Raw genomic sequence first — 20161 nt, 5'->3', positions numbered from 1 at the left:
CGACGCTGGTGGCCGTCTGCGCCAGCATGGGCCCGACCGGGCGTCCGACCCGCAGGGTGAACGTCAGCAGGGCGGCGAGTAGCAGCGAACCGCCAGCCAGGCCCCGCAACATTTTCTCCGATTCCCGCACGCGCCGCTCCCGAGACGTTCCAATAGCGGACTCAGGTTACGCAGGAAGTCGCGAAAGGCGCTGCAGGCGTGGGCCGATCGATACGGCGCCGATGGCGAAGCTTTACCGCGCCGTGATCGCCGCCGCCGTGGCGGCTAGAGCTGCTCGGCGCCGCCGTCGACGAAGAGCTCGGTGCCGGTCATGAAGCTGCTGGCGTCGGATGCGAGGAAGACGACGGCGGCCGCGATCTCCTCGGGACGGCCGATCCGCTTCATCGGCACGCTGGCCGCCTGGGCGTCCAGCAAGGCCTGCCGCTGCTCGGGCGGCGCGAGCTCGGCCAACCCGGGTGTCGCGACGGGCCCGGGCACCAGCGTGTTCACCCGGATGCCGCGATCCACCAATTTCGCGGCCCAGGTGCGGCCGAGGGACCGGATTGCGGCTTTGGACGCGGCGTAGGCGCTGAAGCTCGGCGTGCCGTTGTAGGCGGCGGTCGATCCGGCCAACACGATCGAGGCCCCGGAATTGAGCAGCGGCAGCATGGTCTGCACCGTGAAAACGGTGCCCCCGACGTTGCGGTCGAACGTTTCCGCCAGGTGCTCGCGGGTGATCGCCCCGAGGGCCGCGAACTCACCGCCGCCGGCGTTGGCGAACAGCACGTCGAGACCGGCGCCGCGGGTCTGAATCGCCTCGAACAGCGCGTCGAGGTCACCCTGGTCGGTGATGTCGCTGCGCACCCCGGTGGCCGCGTCGCCGATGGAATCGGCCGCCTCGTCGACGCCCTGTTGGCTGCGGCCGGTGACGAAGACATGCGCGCCTTCCGCCGCTATGGCCCGCGCCGTCGCCAGCCCGATGCCCGATGTCGCCCCGGTGACCAAGGCTGTCTTGCCGTCGAGTTGCCCCATGGATTCCCCCCCAACGTCGGTGATGTCTTCGGTGGAAGAGAAGATACCCAGTGCGGCGCCTCGGCGCGCGTGCTACTGCCCGAAAACCCTGCGGGGCAACGTATTTCAGCAGCGAAGGCCGAGGAGTTGTTCGGCGTTGCGGTGGCTGATACGCGCGCGGTCGTCGCGGCTCAGCGGCAATCCGTCGAGGAACTCCCGCGAGGCCCCCATCGACCCGAACGGATAGTCCGCCGAGAAACACACCCGGCCGATCCCGACCTGGGCCACCAGGTTCGCGAACGTCGCGGCGTCGTTGAAGTTGGCGAAGGTGTAGTGGAAGTTTTCGCGGAGATACGAGCTCACGGGCTTGCGCAGCCCGGTCAGTTCAGGTTTGAGGGTGGCGTCGAACCGCGGCAACATGAACGACGTCGCCTCGCCCATGTGACCGATCACGATCTGCAGCGAGGGGTAGCGGTCGAACACGCCGCCCAGGATGATCCGCAGCGCGTGGGTGGCGGTGTTGATGTGCCAGCCCCAGCCCACCGTCGCCAACGCGAAACTGACCTCCGGCGCGAAGCCGGCATAACTGGACTCGATGACGCCCGCCGGCGGCACCGTCGGGTGCAGGTAGATGGGGACGTTCAGCTCGGCGACCTGAGCGAAGATGGGGTCGAAGAACGGGTCGTCGAGGTAACGACCCTGGCTGTGCCCGTTGATCATCGCGCCGAGGAAGCCGAGCTCGCGCACCGCGCGCCGCAACTCCGCGGCCGCCTCGTCCGGCGCGCTGACGGGCAACGCGGCGAAGCCGGCCAGCCGGTCGGGGTGGCGGCCGATCGCCGCGGCGAGCTCGTCGTTGCAGGCGCAGGCCAGGCCGACGGCCTCGGTCGCGTCGAGCTGCTCGACGCCGGGCGCGGCGAGCGACAAGACGGCCATATCAATGCCGCCGTCGTCCATCGCCGCGATCCGCCCGTCGCCCAGGTCGGCGATCGGCTCGACGATTCCCGCGCGCGACGACAGCCACGCGCCCGGCCCGTTCAGGAAGCTCTCCGTGGCGTAGTGCTCTTCGAGGGCGATGGTCCGCATCGGCTGTCCTTTTCTCGTCAGTCCTGCAGCACGCGGGCGGCCGCGGGCCAATACGGCAGCTCCTCGCGGCGCGTGGCCAGCCGAATCGTCTTGGTGTACCCGTATTCCGCGAGCGTCTCCTGCGCGTGTTCCCGGCCGACGCCGCTGTGCCCGACGCCGCCGAACCCCGTCCCGATGGAAATCCGGACATAGTTGTTGACCAGCACCGCCCCGGCGCGGATCTGGCGGCTGACCCGCAGCGCCCGCTCGATGTCCTGACTGAACACCGCCGCGACCAAACCGTAGGGGGTGCCGTTGGCGATCCGCACCGCCTCGTCGTCATCGGTGAAGCGGATCAGCGACACCACCGGCCCGAAGATCTCCTCGGTGGCCACCCGCATGGTCGGCGTCACCCCGGTGAGCACCGTCGGCGGCACGAAGCAGCCGCTCGCCAGCCGGGGGTCGCTGGGCATCGGCGCCTGGGCCGCGATGCGCGCGCCCTCCTTGACGCCGATGTCCAGATAGGACAACACGCGCTGCTGCTGCGCCGGTGTCACCAGTGGCCCGACGTCGGTGGCGGGATCGGCGCCGTCGCCCACGCGCAGCCGGCGCACCGCGGCGCACAGTTTGTCGGTGAACTCGTCGAAGACCCTGTCGTGCACCAGGATTCGCGACGCCGCGGTGCAGGCTTCGCCCTGGTTGAAAAAGCCGCCGTCAACGGCGGCCAGCAGGGCTTCCGGCAGGCTGGCGTCATCGAACACCACCAACGGATTCTTCCCGCCCAACTCCATCAGCGTCGGCGTCAGGTTGTCGGCCACGCTGTGCAGCACCGCCGAACCCGTCACCGGCGAACCGGTGAACGACACCTTGCCCACCAACCGATGTCCGGCCAGCGCGGCGCCCACCGACCCGGCGCCCGGCACCACGTGCACCACGTCGTCGGGCAGCGCCGACGCGATGAGGTCGACCATGCGCAGCACCACCGAGGGCGTCTGCTCCGGGGGTTTGAGCACGACGGCGTTGCCCACCGCCAACGCCGGGGCGATTTTGCCCGCGGTGTGGATGGGTGGCCAGTTGAACGGGACGATCCCGGCGATCACCCCGAAGGGCTCCAACGTCGTCAGGTCAAACACGGGACCGTAATCGCGCGCCTGGCTGGGCAACGCCTCAACCACCCCGCCGAAGTACTCGAAGATGCCGATCGCGGCCTCGACGTCGAAGTTGCGCGCCTGGCTGACCGGCTTGCCCATCTCGCGCGACTCGAGCGCCGCGATCTCGTCCGCATGCTCGCGCAGCACCTCGGCTACCCGACGGAGATAGCGACCGCGCTCGCGGGCCGGACGCTGCTTCCAGGTCAGGTGCGCCGCGTGGGCCGTGCGCACGGCCCGGTCCACCTCCTCGGGCCCGGACCCTTGGACGACCGCGACCACCTCGCCAGTGGCGGGGTTCTCCACCGCGAAACGGTCGTCGGGGGCGGCAGACGACCACCGCACCTCGGTCAACTCGGTCACGGGCGCTTGCTGATTCACGGGGCACCATCCGGCATGATCGTCGCGTCGGCAGCGGCTGCTCAAAGCGGGCTGCGCTGCGGGCATTTCACCGGCATCGAACCTACGTGCGCCTCGACGCCGGCGGCCAACGACAACTCGTGATGGGCCCAGCACGAACGGTGATAATGGCTGAGTGGAGCTTCGCCACCTCGAATACTTCCTCGCCGTCGCCGACACCGGAAGCTTCACCCGCGCCGCAGCCCGGCTCCACGTCGTGCAGTCGGGGGTCTCGGCGACCATCAAGGCGCTCGAACGCGACCTGGGCGTGGCGTTGTTCGTCCGGCACCCGGGCGGAGTGGCGTTGACCGCCGCGGGGGAGGAGCTGCGCCCCCGGGCCCGCGAGATCACCGAGGCGGCCCGCGATGCGCGACGGGCCGTGACCGCCCCCCGCGGGATCGGCGGCACGGTGACCATGGGAACCCTGACGTCGATCAATGCGATCGACATCCCCGCGATCCTGGCGAAGCTGCACGCGCAGCACCCGGGGATCTCCGTGCAGCTGCGGTCGGCGACCGCCGGCACCGCCGGCCTCGAACAGCAGTTGCGCGACGGCGAGCTGGACCTCGCGCTGTTGGTGTTCACCGGCGAGACGCCGGCCGATCTGCGGGCCCGCCTGGTCATCGAGGCGCAACTGGTGCTGGTGGTCCCCGCCGGGCACCCGCTCGCCCACCGCGACGCGGTGGCGCTGGCCGAACTGGCGGGCCTCGCCTTCGTCGACTCCCCCCGCGGTTACGGCAACCGAACCGTCGTCGACAACGCCTTTCGCGCGGCCGGGATCGACCGCGCCATCTCGCTCGAGGTCGCCGACGTCGGCACGATCGCCGCGCACGTGCGCAATGGCCTGGGCATCGGGTTCCTCAGCGAATTTTTCCTCGACGACCTCGATGACCTCGACGGCACCAACCTGGTCCGGATCCCGATCAGCGACGCGGAGCTGTTGTGGCGGCTCTACCTGGCCACCGCCGCCGCCCGCCCGCCCAGCGCGGCCACGAAAGCCCTGCTCGCGCTGTTGGAGGGCGCGATTCCCGAGCGCGGGCCCTCGAGTGGCCCTGACTGTGGTGGCCCCCGGGAACAAGACGGCGCCCGAGCCCGTTAACATCATCGACAAGTTGAGTGAACAGGACTCAAGATTGGGTTGACAGCCCATCGCCCGAGAGGCAGGCTTGAGCGGGGTTCACTCAGCATAGTGGCACCACAGACGCTCTACATCATCAGGAGGAATCACTATGGCTCGTGCGGTCGGTATCGACCTCGGGACCACCAACTCCGTCGTCGCGGTCCTGGAGGGTGGCGACCCCGTCGTCGTCGCCAACTCCGAGGGCTCGCGGACGACCCCGTCCATCGTCGCGTTCGCGCGCAACGGTGAGGTGCTGGTCGGCCAGCCCGCCAAGAACCAGGCGGTGACCAACGTCGACCGCACCATCCGCTCGGTGAAGCGGCACATGGGCACCGACTGGTCCGTGGAGATCGACGGCAAGAACTACACCGCGCAGGAGATCAGCGCGCGCGTCCTGCAGAAGCTGAAGCGTGACGCGGAGGCCTACCTCGGCGAGGACATCGCCGACGCGGTCATCACCGTGCCCGCCTACTTCAACGACGCCCAGCGCCAGGCCACCAAGGAAGCCGGCCAGATCGCCGGCCTCAACGTGCTGCGCATCGTCAACGAGCCGACCGCCGCGGCGCTGGCCTACGGCTTGGACAAGGGTGAGAAGGAACAGACCATCCTGGTCTTCGACCTGGGTGGCGGCACCTTCGACGTGTCCCTGCTCGAGATCGGCGAGGGCGTGGTTGAGGTTCGTGCCACCAGCGGTGACAACCACCTCGGTGGCGACGACTGGGACCAGCGCGTCGTCGACTGGCTGGTCGAGAAGTTCAAGGGCACCAGCGGCATCGACCTGACCAAGGACAAGATGGCGATGCAGCGGCTGCGTGAGGCCGCCGAGAAGGCTAAGATCGAGCTGTCCAGCTCGCAGAGCACCTCGATCAACCTGCCCTACATCACCGTCGACGCGGACAAGAACCCGCTGTTCCTCGACGAGCAGCTGACCCGCGCCGAGTTCCAGAAGATCACTCAGGATCTGCTGGACCGCACCCGTCAGCCGTTCCAGTCGGTGATCAAGGACGCCGGCATCTCGGTGTCCGAGATCGACCACGTCGTGCTGGTCGGCGGTTCCACCCGCATGCCCGCTGTGACCGACCTGGTCAAGGAGCTCACCGGCGGCAAGGAGCCCAACAAGGGCGTCAACCCCGACGAGGTGGTGGCCGTGGGTGCCGCGCTGCAGGCGGGGGTGCTCAAGGGTGAGGTGAAAGACGTTCTGCTGCTGGACGTTACGCCGCTGAGCCTGGGTATCGAGACCAAGGGCGGCGTGATGACCAAGCTCATCGAGCGCAACACCACCATCCCGACCAAGCGGTCGGAGACCTTCACCACGGCCGACGACAACCAGCCGTCGGTGCAGATCCAGGTGTTCCAGGGTGAGCGCGAAATCGCCTCGCACAACAAGCTGCTCGGCTCCTTCGAGCTGACCGGCATCCCGCCGGCGCCGCGCGGCGTGCCCCAGATCGAGGTCACCTTCGACATCGACGCCAACGGCATCGTGCACGTCACGGCCAAGGACAAAGGCACCGGCAAGGAGAACACGATCAAGATCCAGGAGGGCTCCGGCCTGTCCAAGGAGGAGATCGACCGGATGATCAAGGACGCCGAGGCGCACGCCGAGGAGGACCGCAAGCGCCGCGAAGAGGCCGACATCCGCAACCAGGCCGAGACGCTGGTCTACCAGACCGAGAAGTTCGTGAGCGAACAGCGCGGCGCCGAGGGCGGGTCCAAGGTTCCCGAGGACACCCTGAACAAGGTGGACGCCGCGGTGGCCGAGGCCAAGACCGCGTTGGGCGGCACCGACATTTCCGCGATCAAGTCGGCGATGGAGAAGCTGGGCCAGGAGTCCCAGGCGCTCGGTCAGGCCATCTACGAGGCCACGCAGGCCGCGGGAGGCCAGGCCGGCGGCGCCGGGGAGCCCGGTGGCGCGGCGGGCTCGGCCGACGACGTCGTGGACGCGGAGGTGGTCGACGATGAACGGGAGGCCAAGTGACGCAGGGCAATCCGGAGGGCAATCCGACCGAGCACGTGACGGTCACCGACAAACGGCGGATCGACCCGGAAACCGGTGAAGTCCGACACGCCCCTCCCGGCTCCGAAAGCAAAGGGGAGCCGGGAGGGGCGGCCCCGGCCGCCACGGCCGGGGAGTCGGACGCCAAGATCGCCGAGCTGACCGCGGACCTGCAACGGGTCCAGGCAGACTTCGCCAACTACCGCAAGCGGGCGCTGCGTGACCAGCAGGCCGCGGCGGACCGCGCCAAGGCGGCCGTCGTCAACCCGCTTCTGGGCGTGCTCGACGATCTTGAACGGGCCCGCAAGCACGGCGATCTGGAGACCGGGCCGCTGAAGTCGGTGGCCGACAAGCTCGACAGCGCGCTGTCGGGCCTGGGCCTCACCGCGTTCGGTGCGGAAGGCGAGGACTTCGACCCGGTGCTGCACGAGGCCGTGCAGCACGAGGGCGACGGCTCTCGCCCCGTGATCGGCACGGTGATGCGGCAGGGCTACAAACTGGGCGACCAGGTCCTGCGCCACGCTCTAGTCGGTGTCGTCGACGCAGTGGCCGACGACGATTCGGCGGAATCCGCACCGGCCGAATCAGGCGATAACGCCGGCGCAGCCGGTGACTAGACCACACAATCAGCACATCGGAAGACACAGAAAAAGAAAGTGGTGAGGGGGTGACGCGACATGGCCCAGCGTGAATGGGTCGAAAAGGACTTCTACAAGGAGCTGGGCGTCTCCTCTGACGCCAGTCCCGAAGAGATCAAACGCGCCTACCGCAAGCTGGCGCGCGATCTCCACCCGGACGCCAACCCCGACAATCCGGCCGCCGGCGAACGCTTCAAGGCGGTCTCGGAGGCACACAACGTGTTGTCGGATCCCGCCAAGCGCAAGGAGTACGACGAGACCCGCCGCCTGTTCGCAGGCGGTGGGCTCGGCGGCCGCCGGTTCGACGCCGGCGGTTACGGCGGGTTCGGGGTCGGCGGTGACGGCGCCGAGTTCAATCTCAACGACTTGTTCGACGCCGCCGGCCGAAGCGGCGGCACCAACATCGGCGACCTGTTCGGCGGCCTGTTTGGTCGCGGCGCGGGCGCCCGACCGAGCCGGCCGCGGCGCGGCAACGACCTGGAGACCGAGACGCAGCTTGACTTCGTCGAGGCCGCCAAGGGCGTGGCGATGCCGTTGCGGCTGACCAGCCCCGCGCCGTGCACCAACTGCCATGGCAGCGGCGCTCGGCCGGGCACCAGCCCGAAGGTGTGCCCGACCTGCAACGGCTCCGGCGTCATCAACCGCAACCAGGGCGCGTTCGGCTTCTCCGAGCCGTGCACCGACTGCCGGGGCAGCGGCTCGATCATCGAGCACCCGTGCGACGAGTGCAAGGGAACGGGTGTGACAACCCGGACCCGCACCATCAACGTGCGGATCCCGCCCGGCGTCGAGGACGGCCAGCGCATCCGGCTGCCCGGTCAGGGCGAAGCCGGGCTGCGCGGCGCCCCGTCGGGGGACCTGTACGTGACGGTGCACGTCCGTCCGGACAAGGTGTTCGGCCGTGACGGCGACGACCTGACCGTCACCGTGCCCGTCAGTTTCACCGAATTGGCCCTGGGCTCAACGATTTCGGTGCCGACGCTGGACGGCAAGGTGGGCGTACGGGTCCCCAAGGGCACGGCCGACGGCCGCATCCTGCGGGTGCGCGGACGCGGCGTGCCCAAGCGCAACGGCGGCAACGGCGACCTGCTGGTCACCGTGAAGGTGGCCGTCCCGCCGAACGTGGAGGGTGCGGCCCAGGAGGCGCTGGAGGCGTATGCCGCCGCCGAGCGGGCCAGTGGCTTCGACCCGCGGGCCGGATGGGCGGGTAACCGCTGATGGCCAAGAACTCCAAGGGGCAGGGCGCCAGGACGTTTCTGATCTCGGTGGCCGCCGAACTGGCCGGCATGCACGCCCAGACGCTGCGCACCTACGACCGGCTCGGGCTGGTCAGCCCGAGCCGCACCTCCGGTGGGGGACGCCGGTATTCCGAACACGACGTCGACCTGCTGCGTGAAGTGCAGCGGCTGTCCCAGGACGAGGGCGTCAACCTGGCCGGCATCAAGCGCATCATCGAGCTGACCAATCAGGTCGAGGCGCTGCAATCGCGGATTCAGGAGCTCACCGAGGAGCTCGCGCAGGTGCGGGCCGGTCAGCGCCGGGACGTCGCCGTGGTGCCCAAGAGCACCGCGTTGGTGGTGTGGCAACCACGGCGGGGTCGCGGCTGACGCGAGCGCACTACTCTATTGCGGGGCGGCGCTACGTTAACTGCGCGTGAGCCCTCGCAAAAGGCGCCGCTCGTCTGACAAGCTGCCTGCATGGCGGGTGCGGACAACGTCTCCCGATGGACGGACGCGCAGCTCGATCGCATGCGTGAGCATGGCGATCCGTCTGCCGACAACGTCATGAAGGCCGTTTTCAAGGCGGGCAATGTCAGCGTCGTCAACGACGTGCTGCGCACCCTGGTCGATAACGATCAACTCGTTCCGGCGAGTTTGCCCCGACCGTTGCAGGACTACCTCAGCGAGGACATGACGCTGCCGGACTGGGCCGACCCGGCCAAGATCAGGCGGGGGCAGCAGCTCTACGAAACCTGGGGACTGCAGATTGCCGTCTGCCTGTTCTGTGCTTCGTTGCCGTCGGCGTACGCGGCGGCCAAAGGGGTGAAGGTGCTATGCGTGACCGCTCAGCTCGACACCAACGCCCGACGACGAGTGATGGAGACCGGGCAGTTCCTGATGAACGTGCTCGCTGTCGGCAGCTTTGAACCGCGCGGCAAGGGTTTTCGCACCATCCAGCACGTGCGCCTGATGCACGCGGCCGTCCGCCAGCTGATCCATACCCGTGACCTCCATAATCCCGGCTTCTGGCATCCCGCCTGGGGGGTGCCGATCAACCAAGAGGACCTCGCCGGGACCATGCTGTCGTTCTCCTACGTACCCGTCGGGCCACTGCGCCGGTTGGGCGTGCGGGTCTCCACGAAGGACGCCGAGGCGTACCTGCACCTTTGGAACGTCATCGGTCACCTGCTGGGCCTCGAGGACGCGATGCTGGTTCGGGGCATCGACGACGCCACCGCGCTCGTCGCCGCGATCCGGCGCAGGCACTTCATGGCATCCCCCGAAGGGCAGCAGATGACCGCTGCGCTCATGGATCTCCTCGACGAGATGACGCCCTTCCACAAGTTCGACGAGACGGTGCCGCCGTTGATTCGTCATCTGGTGGGTGACGAGATCGCCGACATGCTGAAGGTGCCGGCGTCGGATCTCACCGACGACCTGGGGCAGCTGCAACGCGTCTCCCAATGGATTTTCGTGCACATTTTTGGCCAAACGGAACGCGATTCCCCCCGCTACCGACGGATGTCGGAGCTGGTCCGGCCCTTCGGGCGCGACGTGTTTCACGGTCTGTTCCGGCTGCAACGGGGCGGGCAGCGTGCGGCTTTCGACATTCCCGATCACCTTGCACGCAGCTGGGAGTTGTCGGCGTGACATCCCCGCTGAAGCACCTCAACACACCCACGACCTTCGGTGACGTGTTGCGCACCATCGATGACATCGTCGACTGGGCAGCTGCATCGCAAAGCCACATCGGCTACTTCGCCGTTCTCTACAAACGGACCACGTTGGCGATTCGCGACGCGGTCAAAGACGGCGTCTTCGACGACGGCCCGCGCATGGAAGCGCTCGATATCGCCTTTGCGACACGCTATTTCGACGCGTTGAACGCGTACTGCGACCCCGGCGACCAGGCGACCCTGCCCTGGAAGGTCGCCTTCCTCGGCGACCACGACGGTCAGGCGATCATCTTGCAACACATGATGGCAGGGCTGAACGCGCACATCACGTTCGACCTGGGTTTGGCGGTCTGGGCGATCGCCGGGCATGCGATGGACAGTTTGGCCGACGACTACAACCGCGTGAATACCATCCTGTGCAAGCAGCTGCCCGACGTCCTGAGGGTCCTCGATCGGCTCTCCCCGGAACTTCGCTGGACCCGCCTGCTGATACCGGGTGAAATCGGTTTTCTCGAGCGGTCGCTCATCAAGTTGCGCCAGGGAGCTTGGGATTTCGCCTTCTATCTGGCGACGAATTCCTCCAACGTCGCGCAGCGGACGGTGCACCAGGAGGCCTGGACGGCGGCGCTGGGCTCCTGGTACCTGCAGCCGCCAGGCCGGTTCAGCCCGTTCCCCGCACTGGTTCGCGCCGTCGCCAAACACGAGAGCCGGGACGTGGCCGGCAACCTTGCGGCCTTGGAAGAAGTGTCGAACACGCCACACAGGCCGAAGAAGGGCTACCGCTGACCGATCGTCTCGTCACGACAAAATCTGGGTCGCCCGAGTGAATTCGGGCCATCGGGTATCGCCGGGAAAACGGCCGACCACGTCGACTACCGGTGCTTTGTCGCCATCAACGACGAAACAGTCTAGCGCGCAGCGCAATTCGAAGAGAGCCGCGCCCTGACGCCGAGTGAGCTCGTGCGCCGCGTGGAGCGCGTCGCGATGGCGGTGGGGGTCGGCGAGCGTCTGGGCCCACACCCGCATCAGCTCGCCGTCGTAAAAGTGCATTCCCGTCTGTTCGGCATGTTGCAGCGCCCACTCCACGCGGGCTTTGGCCCGGTCCGGCTGGCCCGCAGCGAGCAGAAGCCGGCCGATGATCGCATCGTGGAACGTGAGGAACATGTTCAGGTGCATGCGCCGGGAGCCGTCCACCCACCGCGCCAGCTTCTCGGCACGGGCCGTCAGCGTGGCGGCGTCAGCCCCGGCCTTCAACGCCGCCAGCGCCTTGACGGTGGCCTGTTCCGTTCTGCCGACCAGCTGCCACACATCGAGCCCGGACCGCTCGCTGAGCTGTTGCAACTCAGTGGCCAGCGTTGCGGCCGTGTCGATCTGGTCGGATTCCAATCGCACCCAGATCTCCATGTAATAGGTGTTCGCCCGGTTGTAGACGTTGCGCGGAAAGTTCAGCCGATCGCAGCGCCGGAACGAATCGGTCAACTCCGTGTGTGCGCGGTCGAGGTCACCACCCACGGTGTAGGTGAGCGCCATGTACGTGTGCGCCAACGAGATCGGGTCGACGTGGACCCACCACGCGGTGTCCAACACGGTGGGATCGGCGGCGGAACCGTCGGCCAGTGCCCGCATCAGGTGTTCCCGGGAGGCGGTGAAATCGCCTTCAAGCCAGAGGACCGACCCCAGCACCGATGCGATCGCCGGCAGGCTCCAGGGCCGCGTCGTAGCGATCCGGTTCGACAGCGAGTCGAGCAGGTCGTGCGCGCGGCGCAATTCGGCCCGCGGCACGAAGTAACCGATCAAACCGGTCAGGACAGTGAGTAATTCGTCGGCGTAGTTCCCGTTACTCGCCAGCTCGAGGCAGCGTTGATAGTCCGCGGGGCCATCACCGCTCATGCTGCCTTGAGTTGCGCCGGTGAGGAAACCGCGCTCCATGCGGATGGCGATTTCCTGGCGGTCGCGCTCTGGCCGCGCGGCGCAGTTGGCGAGCTGAGCGAGAGCGTCGGTCAGACAGGCCAGCGCTTCGTGGACGGCTCCGCGGCGTCGGGCGTCGAGCGACGCTCGGTGATGCGCGGCGACAGCTTCCTCGAACTGACCCGCCTGCTCGAAATGACCCGCCACCACGCGCCAATCAGGCTCGATCTCGGGCGCCGCGTCGATCAGCGCGCGCGCTGCGCGCGCGTGCAGTTCCCGGCCCAGCGACGGAGGGGCGACTTCGATGGCCACCTCCCGAAACAGCTCGTGTCGAAACCGCCAACCGTTGGCTCCGCGCCGTTCGAGCACTCGGGCGCGCACGAGTTCGACCACCACGTCGTCGACGTCGTGGCCCACCACGGCCCGAAGCAGCGGGAGATCCCCCGCGCGCCCGATGACGGCGGCCGCCTCCACCACGGGCACCACTTCGGGGCGAGCGTGGTGCAACCGGGCGAACAGCGGCTCGTACAGCGCCTCGGGAACCCCCGGCGCGCCGTCGAGCTGGCTCACCACATGCTCGATGTAGAACGGCACGCCATCACAGCGCTCGAGCACCTCGGCCCGCTGATCGGCACCGATCGACGGGGCGAGGGCGGTGATCAGCGCGTGCGACTGTTCGTCGGTCAGCGGTGAAAGCTCGAAAAGCTCGACCGGCCAACTACTTTGCACCCAGTTCTCGTCGCGACCGGTCAGGACCAGCAGCAGCCGGCCGTCGGCGCCGGCCAACAACGAGCTGAGCAGTTCCCGCGTCGACGGGTCGAACCAGTGCACATCCTCGGCGATCACCATCCCGGGCTGGTCGCCCAGGCATGCCAGGACGTAGTGCCGAACCGTCGCACCGATCAGTTCGTAGAGCGTCCGGCCCTCTACCGCGGCCGGATGGTAGCCGTGCTCGGGCCCGACGCCGATGACCGGCGCTAGCAAGGGGGTCGCGGTGTCGGGATCTAGGTCGCTGCAAGCTAATTCGTCCTGTAGTAGCCGCAGGCGCTCACGACCCTCGGTGAGGCGGTTGATACCGCAGCGCCGTTCCACGAGCCGGCGAACCGGATGCAGGCCGGTGTCGGTATGCAGCGGGGAGCCGAACAATCCGACCACGGGTGCACCGGAGTCGCGGGCAAGTTCGGCCGCGGCGGCGACGAGTCGGGTCTTGCCGATCCCCGGCTCACCGCGAAACGCCACGCCCGCGGTGGTGAGCACCCCCTCGCGCGCCTGCTGCCAGCTTCGGCGCAGGTAGCTGCGCTCCCGGTCACGTCCGATCAGCGGCGGCAGGGTCGCGGGGGCCGCGTCGGCGCGCTCGCCGAGCACCCGGTGATGGGTGGTCAGGCCGTCGACGCCCTTGAGCGGGGCTGCCGGGCGGGCTCCGAGTTCGAACACCTGCCCGATCAACGCGGCGACGGCATCCGACACGACCACCGTGCCGGGTTCGGCCGCCCCGCAGAGGCGGGCGGCCAGGTTGGCGGCGAAGCCATAGACGTCATCCTGCCCGGTATCGAGATAGACCAGGCCGCGGTGAATCCCCACCCGCACATCGACCGGGACACCAAAGTTACGTTCGGCCCGGGCGCTGAGCCGGGCCACGGCGCGGGTGATGTCCAAACCCGCCGCCACAGCGCGCCGTACGTCGTCCTCATGCGGAGTGGGATGGCCGAACACCGCGAACAAGCCGTCGCCTTTGATCGAGGTGATGTGTCCCCCGAATTCGTCGATGACCCGGCGCACCTCGCCGCGGTAACGGCCGACCAGGGCGTGATAGCGCTCGGGCTCCAACCGGGTGGACAGCGCCGTGGAATCGACGAGGTCGGCAAACATCAAAGTCAGGCGGCGAAGTTCGCCGTGGCGAACAGGCGCGGCGAGCAGATCCTCGGCTTCCGGATTGCCCTGGTCGACCGAAAGAACCTGGCCGGCCAGCGTGGTTGCGGTGACGCGGTCACCGTCGTTGCTGGCCCGCACTGCGCGATCCAGCAACTCCTCGATCGTTGTCCGGTCGTCACCAGGGCTCACGGTGCATCCTCCTGCCCAGGATGGGCTAAGAGTACCGTCGCCCGGTGTTTTTTTCAGCACTCGTCGAGCGACCGACCTGGCCGCCCGTCGTCGTCCGTTTAGACGCGGATCGCGAACCGCGTGACCGCCGGTTCACCCGGCTGCGCGCACCGGTAGCCGCCGCGGCGCAGGGCGTCGGTGGGTGCGGTCATCGGTTCGAAGCACACCAGGTCCTCCGCGGGTGGCGCGAAGATCTGGGTGGCCGAGTAACCCTGCTGGAACAGCACTTCGACGCGGCGGCACGCGTCGCTGACCGCGAACACCGCGCCGTCGGGGACCTGGTCGAACGCGTCGTCGAAAGCCTTATCGCCCAACCGCTCCGACCGTGCCGGCTGCAATTCCGTTCGGCCCGTGGGCAACCCCCGCCCGTCGAGCTCCAGGTGTCGCAGCGGCGGCGTCTCGATCACCCAGTCGCTGCGACCGGAGTCGGGCAGGTGGAGGTAGGGGTGGAAACCGAAGCACAGCGGAACGGCCTTGTCGGCGCTCGCCGTGACGGTGGCGGTGACCGTGAGCGTCCGCTCGGCCAGCCGCACCGCGACCGAGAGCAGATGCGGATACGGAAAGCTGGCCAGCAACTCGGGATCCGCGGCGAAATCCACCTCGGCGGTCAGCTCGTTGTCCGACTGAGCCGTCACCCGCCATCGTGGGTAGGCGGCCAGGATGCCGTGAATCGGCAGCCCGTTCGGGTCGGCGCGGACCCGGTTGCGGCCCGGCGTCAAGGTCACGGTCTCGTCCTGGGCGCTATAGGTGTTGTCGCTCAGCCGGTTTGCCCACGGGTACAGGATCGGAATGCCCATCGTCTTGCCGTCGGTGAGGTAGGCGTCCAGCCCGCGGCGTTGCCCGAGCAGCTCGACGCCGCCGTCGCTCAGCGAGGTACCGATCATGCCGGCTTCGGGGACGAACTGCGCGGTCACCGAGGATGCGGGATCGCGCAGTGTGACGACGTGCATGGCTACCTCCATAGCGGATCGTGCTGAATGCGTTCGGGGGGTGCGCCTTTGGCGATCAACGCGGCCTTGGTGGCGCGGACCATCGAGGGGCCGCCGCAGATCAGGATTTGCCGGTCGCCCCAGCCGCCGTACTTGGTCACCACCGCGGGCAGCCGGCCCGTCTGGCGCACGTGCAGGCCCCGCGGGGGCGTGACGTCCGGGTAGTCGGCCGCCCAGGACGGGTCGCGGCCGTACTCCGACACCGGTGACACCGACAGCCACGGGTTGTGCGAGGCGACCTGCCACAGGGTGGGCAGGTCGTAAAGTTCGCAGCCGTACCGAGCGCCGAAGAACAGGTGCACCCGGGGATTCACCGCGAACCGGCTCAGATCCATGATCAGGGCCCGCAGCGGCGCCAGGCCCGTGCTGCCGGCGACCATCAGGACGTCCCCGCCGTCGCGGTCCACCCGCAGACCGCCGTGCGGGCTGGACATCCGCCACCGGTCGCCGGGCCGGGTTTCGTTGACGATGGCGGTGCTGACCAGCCCGCCGGGCACCAGGCGGACGTGGAACTCGATGCCGCCGCCCGGGTCGGCCGGGATGGCGGGGCTCAAATAGCGCCAGCGCCGGGGGCACTGCGGCACGTGGACATTGACGTACTGGCCGGGGTAGTAGTCCATCGGGTGGTCGAGCTGCAGCCGCACCACCGCCAGGTCACGCGAGACCCGCATATGCTGGATCACCGTGCCGTCCCACCAGGCCGGCCCCTCGTCGGCGGCGGCGGCGCCGCTCATCACCCCGGTGATGAGGTTCAGCGATTGCCGCGCGGCGTCGTCGACGGGACCGGTCCAGGCGTCGCCGACGTGCTCGCGCAGGGCGGCCAGCAGCGCGCGTCCCAGCGTCTCGTAATGCGCCGGCTGCACCCCGTACTTGCGGTGGTCGCGGCCCAGCTGGGCGAGGAAGGCCACCGGCTCGGCCGCGCGTTGGGCCACGAGCTCGCCGTACACCCAGTGCAGCGCCTTGCCGAACGCCAGCCGTTGCCCGCTCATTTCGGGGGGAAACAGGTCCCGCACCGCGGTGTCCAGGGCGAACCACTGGGTGTAGAACCGGTGGACCAGCTCGCCGGACTCGCTCGCCGACCCGGAGTCGTCCGGGCCGAAGGCATCGCGCAGCACCCGCAACGCATCCCGGTCCTCAAGGCTCACGGGCCCCGATTGTAGGCGGAGCGCCCGCACATCAGCCGGGGCGAAACCGCCGAATCAGCCTTGCCGGACGATGTTCGTGGTGCCGGCATCGACGATCTTCGGCGCGCCCCAGTGATAGGTGACGGCGTTGTCGGTCCCGGCGGCGCTCACCGCGTCGGCGCTATCCACCGCGACGCGGTTGCCGTCACCGGAGACGCTGACGCTGGTGCAGTGGCCGGTGACGGTGATGGTGTTGAGTCGGCCGCTCACCGACAGATAGCCGCCGTGGCACGGGATCGTCTTGACGGTTCCCGTCCCGCTGACCTGCAGCGTGCCGGCCTGCGGGACCGCCGCCGCGGGACTGCTGCCGCCGAACTCGGTGCGTGCGCCCGTCGCCGCCACCCCGGCCAGCGCCAGCCAGGCCAGCACGATGGCCAGCCAGCAGGCCATGCCGGCGCGCAGGCGGGGCCGTAGCCTGCCGACCCAGTCGCCCGCGGCGTCGCGCCGCAGGTCGTACGCGAAGGACGCCACGCAGCACGCCCGCGCCGGGTCGCGGTCGTCGGCGAGGATCACCCCGTCGACGTACTCGCGGCCGCTGACCACCAGCGTGCCCGGGCGCCCGTCGAGCTGGTAGTTCACCGTCGTCTCGATATTCGGGCCGCTCCACCGCCGGCGGGTGACCGTCCAGCCGTGCGCGACGGGAAGGTAGACGTTGTAGCGGTACCGCGTTGCGGCCGAGGCGGTTTCGACGCCGGTCACGGTGGCCACCCGGCCCCAGCGCAGCAACGCCAGGCGCTCGCGCGCGCCGCGCAGCTGGACGGCGTAGATGCCCACCACCGTGAGCACCGCGGCCGCGGCGAAGGCCCGCGGCAGCTGCACCCACAGCGCGATGGGGGCCGCCCCGACCAGCAGCAGCGTCCACCCGTACCGCCACCGCAACGGCAGCAGCTCGGCGAGCCAGAACGCGACGGGAACGCGGCGCGGCACCGGGGAAAGCCTGGTGTCCGTGTGGTCGGGGTGCTCGATCGTCTGCGTCATCGGGACGGGGGTACCCCCTAGCCGGTGGCGCTCAAAACTCGCTAGAGTTGAGCGGAACAGACTCAACCTTGACGGCGTTGAACAACGCGAGAAGCATTTTTGCCTACAACACGAACGGAGGCGTCGTGGATTCTTTCAACCCGACCACCAAGACCCAGGCGGCGCTGACCGCGGCGCTGCAGGCGGCGTCGTCCGCCGGCAACCCGGAGATCCGGCCGGCTCACCTGCTGCTGGCGCTGCTGACGCAGGCCGACGGCATCGCCGGGCCGCTGCTGGAGGCGGTCGGCGTCGAACCCGCCACCATCCGCGCCGAGGCGCAACGCCTGGTGGACCGGCTGCCGCAGGCCAGCGGCGCCAGCTCGCAGCCGCAGCTGTCGCGCGAGTCGTTGAGCGCCATCACCACCGCGCAGCAGCTCGCCACCGAGATGGACGACGAGTACGTCTCGACCGAGCACCTGCTGGTCGGCCTGGCCACCGGCGACTCCGACGTCGCCAAGCTGTTGACCGGCCACGGCGCGTCGCCGCAGGCACTGCGCGAGGGGTTCGTCAAGGTGCGCGGCAGCGGCCGCGTCACCAGCCCCGAGCCCGAGGCGACCTACCAGGCGCTGGAGAAGTACTCCACCGACCTGACCGCCCGCGCCCGCGACGGCAAGCTCGACCCGGTCATCGGCCGTGACAACGAGATCCGCCGCGTCGTGCAGGTGCTGAGCCGGCGCACCAAGAACAACCCGGTGCTCATCGGCGAACCCGGCGTCGGCAAGACGGCGATCGTCGAGGGCCTGGCCCAGCGCATCGTCGCCGGCGACGTCCCGGAGAGCCTGCGCGACAAGACCGTTATCAGCCTGGACCTCGGTTCCATGGTGGCCGGCGCGAAGTACCGCGGCGAGTTCGAGGAGCGGCTCAAGGCCGTGCTCGACGACATCAAGAACTCCGCCGGACAGATCATCACCTTCATCGACGAGCTGCACACGATCGTCGGCGCCGGCGCGACCGGCGAGGGCGCCATGGACGCCGGCAACATGATCAAGCCGATGCTGGCCCGCGGCGAGCTGCGCCTCGTCGGCGCCACCACGCTCGACGAGTACCGCAAGTACATCGAGAAGGACGCCGCCCTGGAACGCCGCTTCCAGCAGGTGCTGGTCGGCGAGCCGTCGGTAGAGGACACCGTCGGCATCCTGCGCGGCCTGAAGGACCGCTACGAGGTGCACCACGGCGTGCGCATCACCGACTCGGCCCTGGTCGCGGCGGCCACGCTGTCCGACCGTTACATCACCGCGCGGTTCCTGCCCGACAAGGCCATCGACCTGGTCGACGAGGCGGCCAGCCGGCTCAAGATGGAGATCGACTCGCGGCCCGTCGAGATCGACGAGGTCGAGCGCCTGGTGCGCCGCCTCGAGATCGAGGAGATGGCGCTCGCGAAGGAAGAGGACGAGGCGTCGCGGGAGCGGCTGGAGAAGCTGCGCTCGGAGCTGGCCGACAAGAAGGAACAGCTCTCCGAGCTGACCGCCCGTTGGCAGAACGAGAAGAACGCGATCGACGTCGTCCGCGAGCTCAAGGAGCAGCTGGAGGCGTTGCGCGGGGAGTCCGAGCGCGCCGAGCGCGACGGTGACCTGGCCAAGGCCGCCGAGCTGCGCTACGGGCGCATCCCGGAGGTCGAGAAGAAGCTCGACGCCGCGCTGCCGCAGGCCGAGGCCCGCGAGAACGTGATGCTCAAGGAGGAGGTCGGACCCGACGACATCGCCGAGGTGGTGTCCGCGTGGACCGGCATCCCCGCCGGGCGGATGCTCGAGGGCGAAACCGCCAAACTGCTGCGCATGGAGGAGGAACTCGGCAAACGGGTCATCGGCCAGCGCAAGGCGGTGACGGCCGTGTCCGACGCCGTCCGGCGTTCCCGCGCCGGGGTCGCCGATCCCAACCGGCCCACCGGGTCGTTCATGTTCCTCGGGCCGACCGGCGTCGGGAAGACCGAGCTGGCCAAGGCGCTGGCGGAGTTCCTGTTCGACGACGAGCGGGCCATGGTCCGCATCGACATGAGCGAGTACGGCGAGAAGCACTCGGTGGCCCGGCTCGTCGGCGCCCCGCCCGGCTACATCGGTTACGACCAGGGCGGTCAGCTCACCGAGGCGGTGCGCCGGCGCCCGTACACGGTGATCCTGTTCGACGAGATCGAAAAGGCGCACCCGGACGTGTTCGACGTGCTGCTGCAGGTGCTCGACGAGGGCCGGCTGACCGACGGGCAGGGCCGCACGGTCGACTTCCGCAACACCATCCTGATCCTGACGTCCAACCTGGGCTCGGGTGGCAGCGAGGAGCAGGTGATGGCCGCGGTGCGCTCGGCGTTCAAGCCCGAGTTCATCAACCGGCTCGACGACGTCATCATCTTCCACGGGCTGGAGCCCGGCGAGCTGGTGTCGATCGTCGACATCCAGCTGGCTCAGCTGCAAAAGCGGCTGGCCCAGCGCCGCCTCACGCTGGAGGTGTCGCTGCCCGCCAAGCAGTGGCTGGCGCAGCGCGGCTTCGACCCGATCTACGGGGCCCGGCCGTTGCGGCGGCTGGTACAGCAGGCCATCGGCGACCAGCTCGCCAAGATGCTGCTGTCCGGCGACGTGCACGACGGTGACACCGTGCCGGTCAACGTCAGCCCGGACGGCGACTCGCTGATCCTGGGCTGACGCCGAGGGGGACCACCAAAGACAGGCGTTACCTGCTGTGACGGGGTTGTGACCCGCTGGACTTCTTTATTCCGGCGCAATAGC

General features: G+C 68.9%; 15 protein-coding genes and 1 pseudogene. 8 read left to right on the top strand and 8 right to left on the bottom strand.

What is annotated here, in order from left to right:
• From A5700_RS26890 to A5700_RS07270, 4 genes and pseudogenes are all read right to left on the bottom strand, one after another.
• Positions 1–85: pseudogene (locus A5700_RS26890) on the bottom strand (hypothetical protein); the annotation flags it as partial.
• A gap of 179 nt (positions 86–264) precedes the next feature.
• Entirely contained in the window at positions 265–1011 is a 747-nt protein-coding gene (locus A5700_RS07280) for an SDR family oxidoreductase (protein WP_068070885.1), read from the bottom strand.
• 105 nt (positions 1012–1116) lie between these two features.
• Positions 1117–2073, bottom strand: a complete 957-nt coding sequence (locus A5700_RS07275) for an amidohydrolase family protein (RefSeq protein WP_068070887.1) — start codon at positions 2071–2073, stop codon at positions 1117–1119.
• 17 nt (positions 2074–2090) lie between these two features.
• Positions 2091–3563, bottom strand: a complete 1473-nt coding sequence (locus A5700_RS07270; RefSeq protein WP_068071041.1) for an aldehyde dehydrogenase — start codon at positions 3561–3563, stop codon at positions 2091–2093.
• Between the two features lie 172 nt (positions 3564–3735).
• Between A5700_RS07270 and A5700_RS07265 the strand changes: the two genes are divergently transcribed.
• From A5700_RS07265 to A5700_RS07235, 7 genes are all read left to right on the top strand, one after another.
• A complete protein-coding gene (locus A5700_RS07265) occupies positions 3736–4698 on the top strand; it encodes a LysR family transcriptional regulator (protein WP_068070889.1) in 963 nt (320 codons plus the stop codon).
• Positions 4699–4828: 130 nt separating this feature from the next.
• Positions 4829–6694 carry a molecular chaperone DnaK gene (dnaK, locus tag A5700_RS07260; protein ID WP_068070891.1) on the top strand — a complete coding sequence of 622 codons (1866 nt, stop codon included), beginning with the start codon at positions 4829–4831 and terminating at the stop codon, positions 6692–6694.
• Entirely contained in the window at positions 6691–7329 is a 639-nt protein-coding gene (gene grpE / locus A5700_RS07255; protein WP_068070893.1) for a nucleotide exchange factor GrpE, read from the top strand. Before dnaK ends, grpE begins: the two co-directional genes overlap by 4 nt.
• A gap of 60 nt (positions 7330–7389) precedes the next feature.
• On the top strand, positions 7390–8568 hold the full coding sequence (gene dnaJ / locus A5700_RS07250) for a molecular chaperone DnaJ (RefSeq protein ID WP_068070894.1): 1179 nt from the start codon (positions 7390–7392) through the stop codon (positions 8566–8568).
• On the top strand, positions 8568–8957 hold the full coding sequence (locus A5700_RS07245; RefSeq protein ID WP_068070895.1) for a heat shock protein transcriptional repressor HspR: 390 nt from the start codon (positions 8568–8570) through the stop codon (positions 8955–8957). Before dnaJ ends, A5700_RS07245 begins: the two co-directional genes overlap by 1 nt.
• A gap of 90 nt (positions 8958–9047) precedes the next feature.
• On the top strand, positions 9048–10220 hold the full coding sequence (locus A5700_RS07240) for an oxygenase MpaB family protein (RefSeq protein ID WP_068070897.1): 1173 nt from the start codon (positions 9048–9050) through the stop codon (positions 10218–10220).
• Complete coding sequence (locus A5700_RS07235; protein ID WP_068070899.1) at positions 10217–11032, top strand: DUF5995 family protein; 816 nt, start codon at positions 10217–10219, stop codon at positions 11030–11032. The genes A5700_RS07240 and A5700_RS07235 overlap by 4 nt, the downstream gene beginning before the upstream one ends.
• 12 nt (positions 11033–11044) lie before the next feature.
• On the opposite strand, the gene A5700_RS07230 is transcribed toward A5700_RS07235, so the two are convergent.
• From A5700_RS07230 to A5700_RS27390, 4 genes are all read right to left on the bottom strand, one after another.
• Positions 11045–14215 carry an adenylate/guanylate cyclase domain-containing protein gene (locus A5700_RS07230; RefSeq protein ID WP_068070901.1) on the bottom strand — a complete coding sequence of 1057 codons (3171 nt, stop codon included), beginning with the start codon at positions 14213–14215 and terminating at the stop codon, positions 11045–11047.
• Between the two features lie 98 nt (positions 14216–14313).
• Positions 14314–15204, bottom strand: coding sequence for an aldose 1-epimerase (locus tag A5700_RS07225; RefSeq protein ID WP_068070902.1), 891 nt, complete (start codon positions 15202–15204; stop codon positions 14314–14316).
• A 2-nt stretch (positions 15205–15206) separates the two neighbouring features.
• Positions 15207–16388: an FAD-binding oxidoreductase gene (locus tag A5700_RS07220; protein WP_068070904.1), complete on the bottom strand. Its 1182-nt coding sequence runs from the start codon at positions 16386–16388 to the stop codon at positions 15207–15209.
• Positions 16389–16442: 54 nt separating this feature from the next.
• Positions 16443–16817, bottom strand: coding sequence for a DUF3060 domain-containing protein (locus A5700_RS27390; RefSeq protein ID WP_082960532.1), 375 nt, complete (start codon positions 16815–16817; stop codon positions 16443–16445).
• Between the two features lie 713 nt (positions 16818–17530).
• On the opposite strand from A5700_RS27390, the gene clpB reads away from it, so the two are divergent.
• The gene (clpB, locus tag A5700_RS07210; protein WP_068070906.1) at positions 17531–20077 is read left to right on the top strand and encodes an ATP-dependent chaperone ClpB; all 2547 of its coding nucleotides are present in this window, start codon (positions 17531–17533) and stop codon (positions 20075–20077) included.
• Positions 20078–20161 lie beyond the last annotated feature (84 nt).

The organism is Mycobacterium sp. E1214, assembly GCF_001666755.1.
GTDB lineage: Bacteria > Actinomycetota > Actinomycetes > Mycobacteriales > Mycobacteriaceae > Mycobacterium.
This window is presented reverse-complemented; position numbering and strand designations above follow the sequence as displayed.

Coding starts and splice junctions, on each gene's coding strand:
- A5700_RS07225 (WP_068070902.1), bottom strand. CDS start 15,204: ATGCACGTCGTCACACTGCGCGATCCCGCATCCTCGGTGACCGCGCAG.
- A5700_RS07240 (WP_068070897.1), top strand. CDS start 9,048: ATGGCGGGTGCGGACAACGTCTCCCGATGGACGGACGCGCAGCTCGAT.
- dnaK (WP_068070891.1), top strand. CDS start 4,829: ATGGCTCGTGCGGTCGGTATCGACCTCGGGACCACCAACTCCGTCGTC.
- A5700_RS07280 (WP_068070885.1), bottom strand. CDS start 1,011: ATGGGGCAACTCGACGGCAAGACAGCCTTGGTCACCGGGGCGACATCG.
- A5700_RS07245 (WP_068070895.1), top strand. CDS start 8,568: ATGGCCAAGAACTCCAAGGGGCAGGGCGCCAGGACGTTTCTGATCTCG.
- dnaJ (WP_068070894.1), top strand. CDS start 7,390: ATGGCCCAGCGTGAATGGGTCGAAAAGGACTTCTACAAGGAGCTGGGC.
- A5700_RS07275 (WP_068070887.1), bottom strand. CDS start 2,073: ATGCGGACCATCGCCCTCGAAGAGCACTACGCCACGGAGAGCTTCCTG.
- A5700_RS27390 (WP_082960532.1), bottom strand. CDS start 16,817: ATGGCCTGCTGGCTGGCCATCGTGCTGGCCTGGCTGGCGCTGGCCGGG.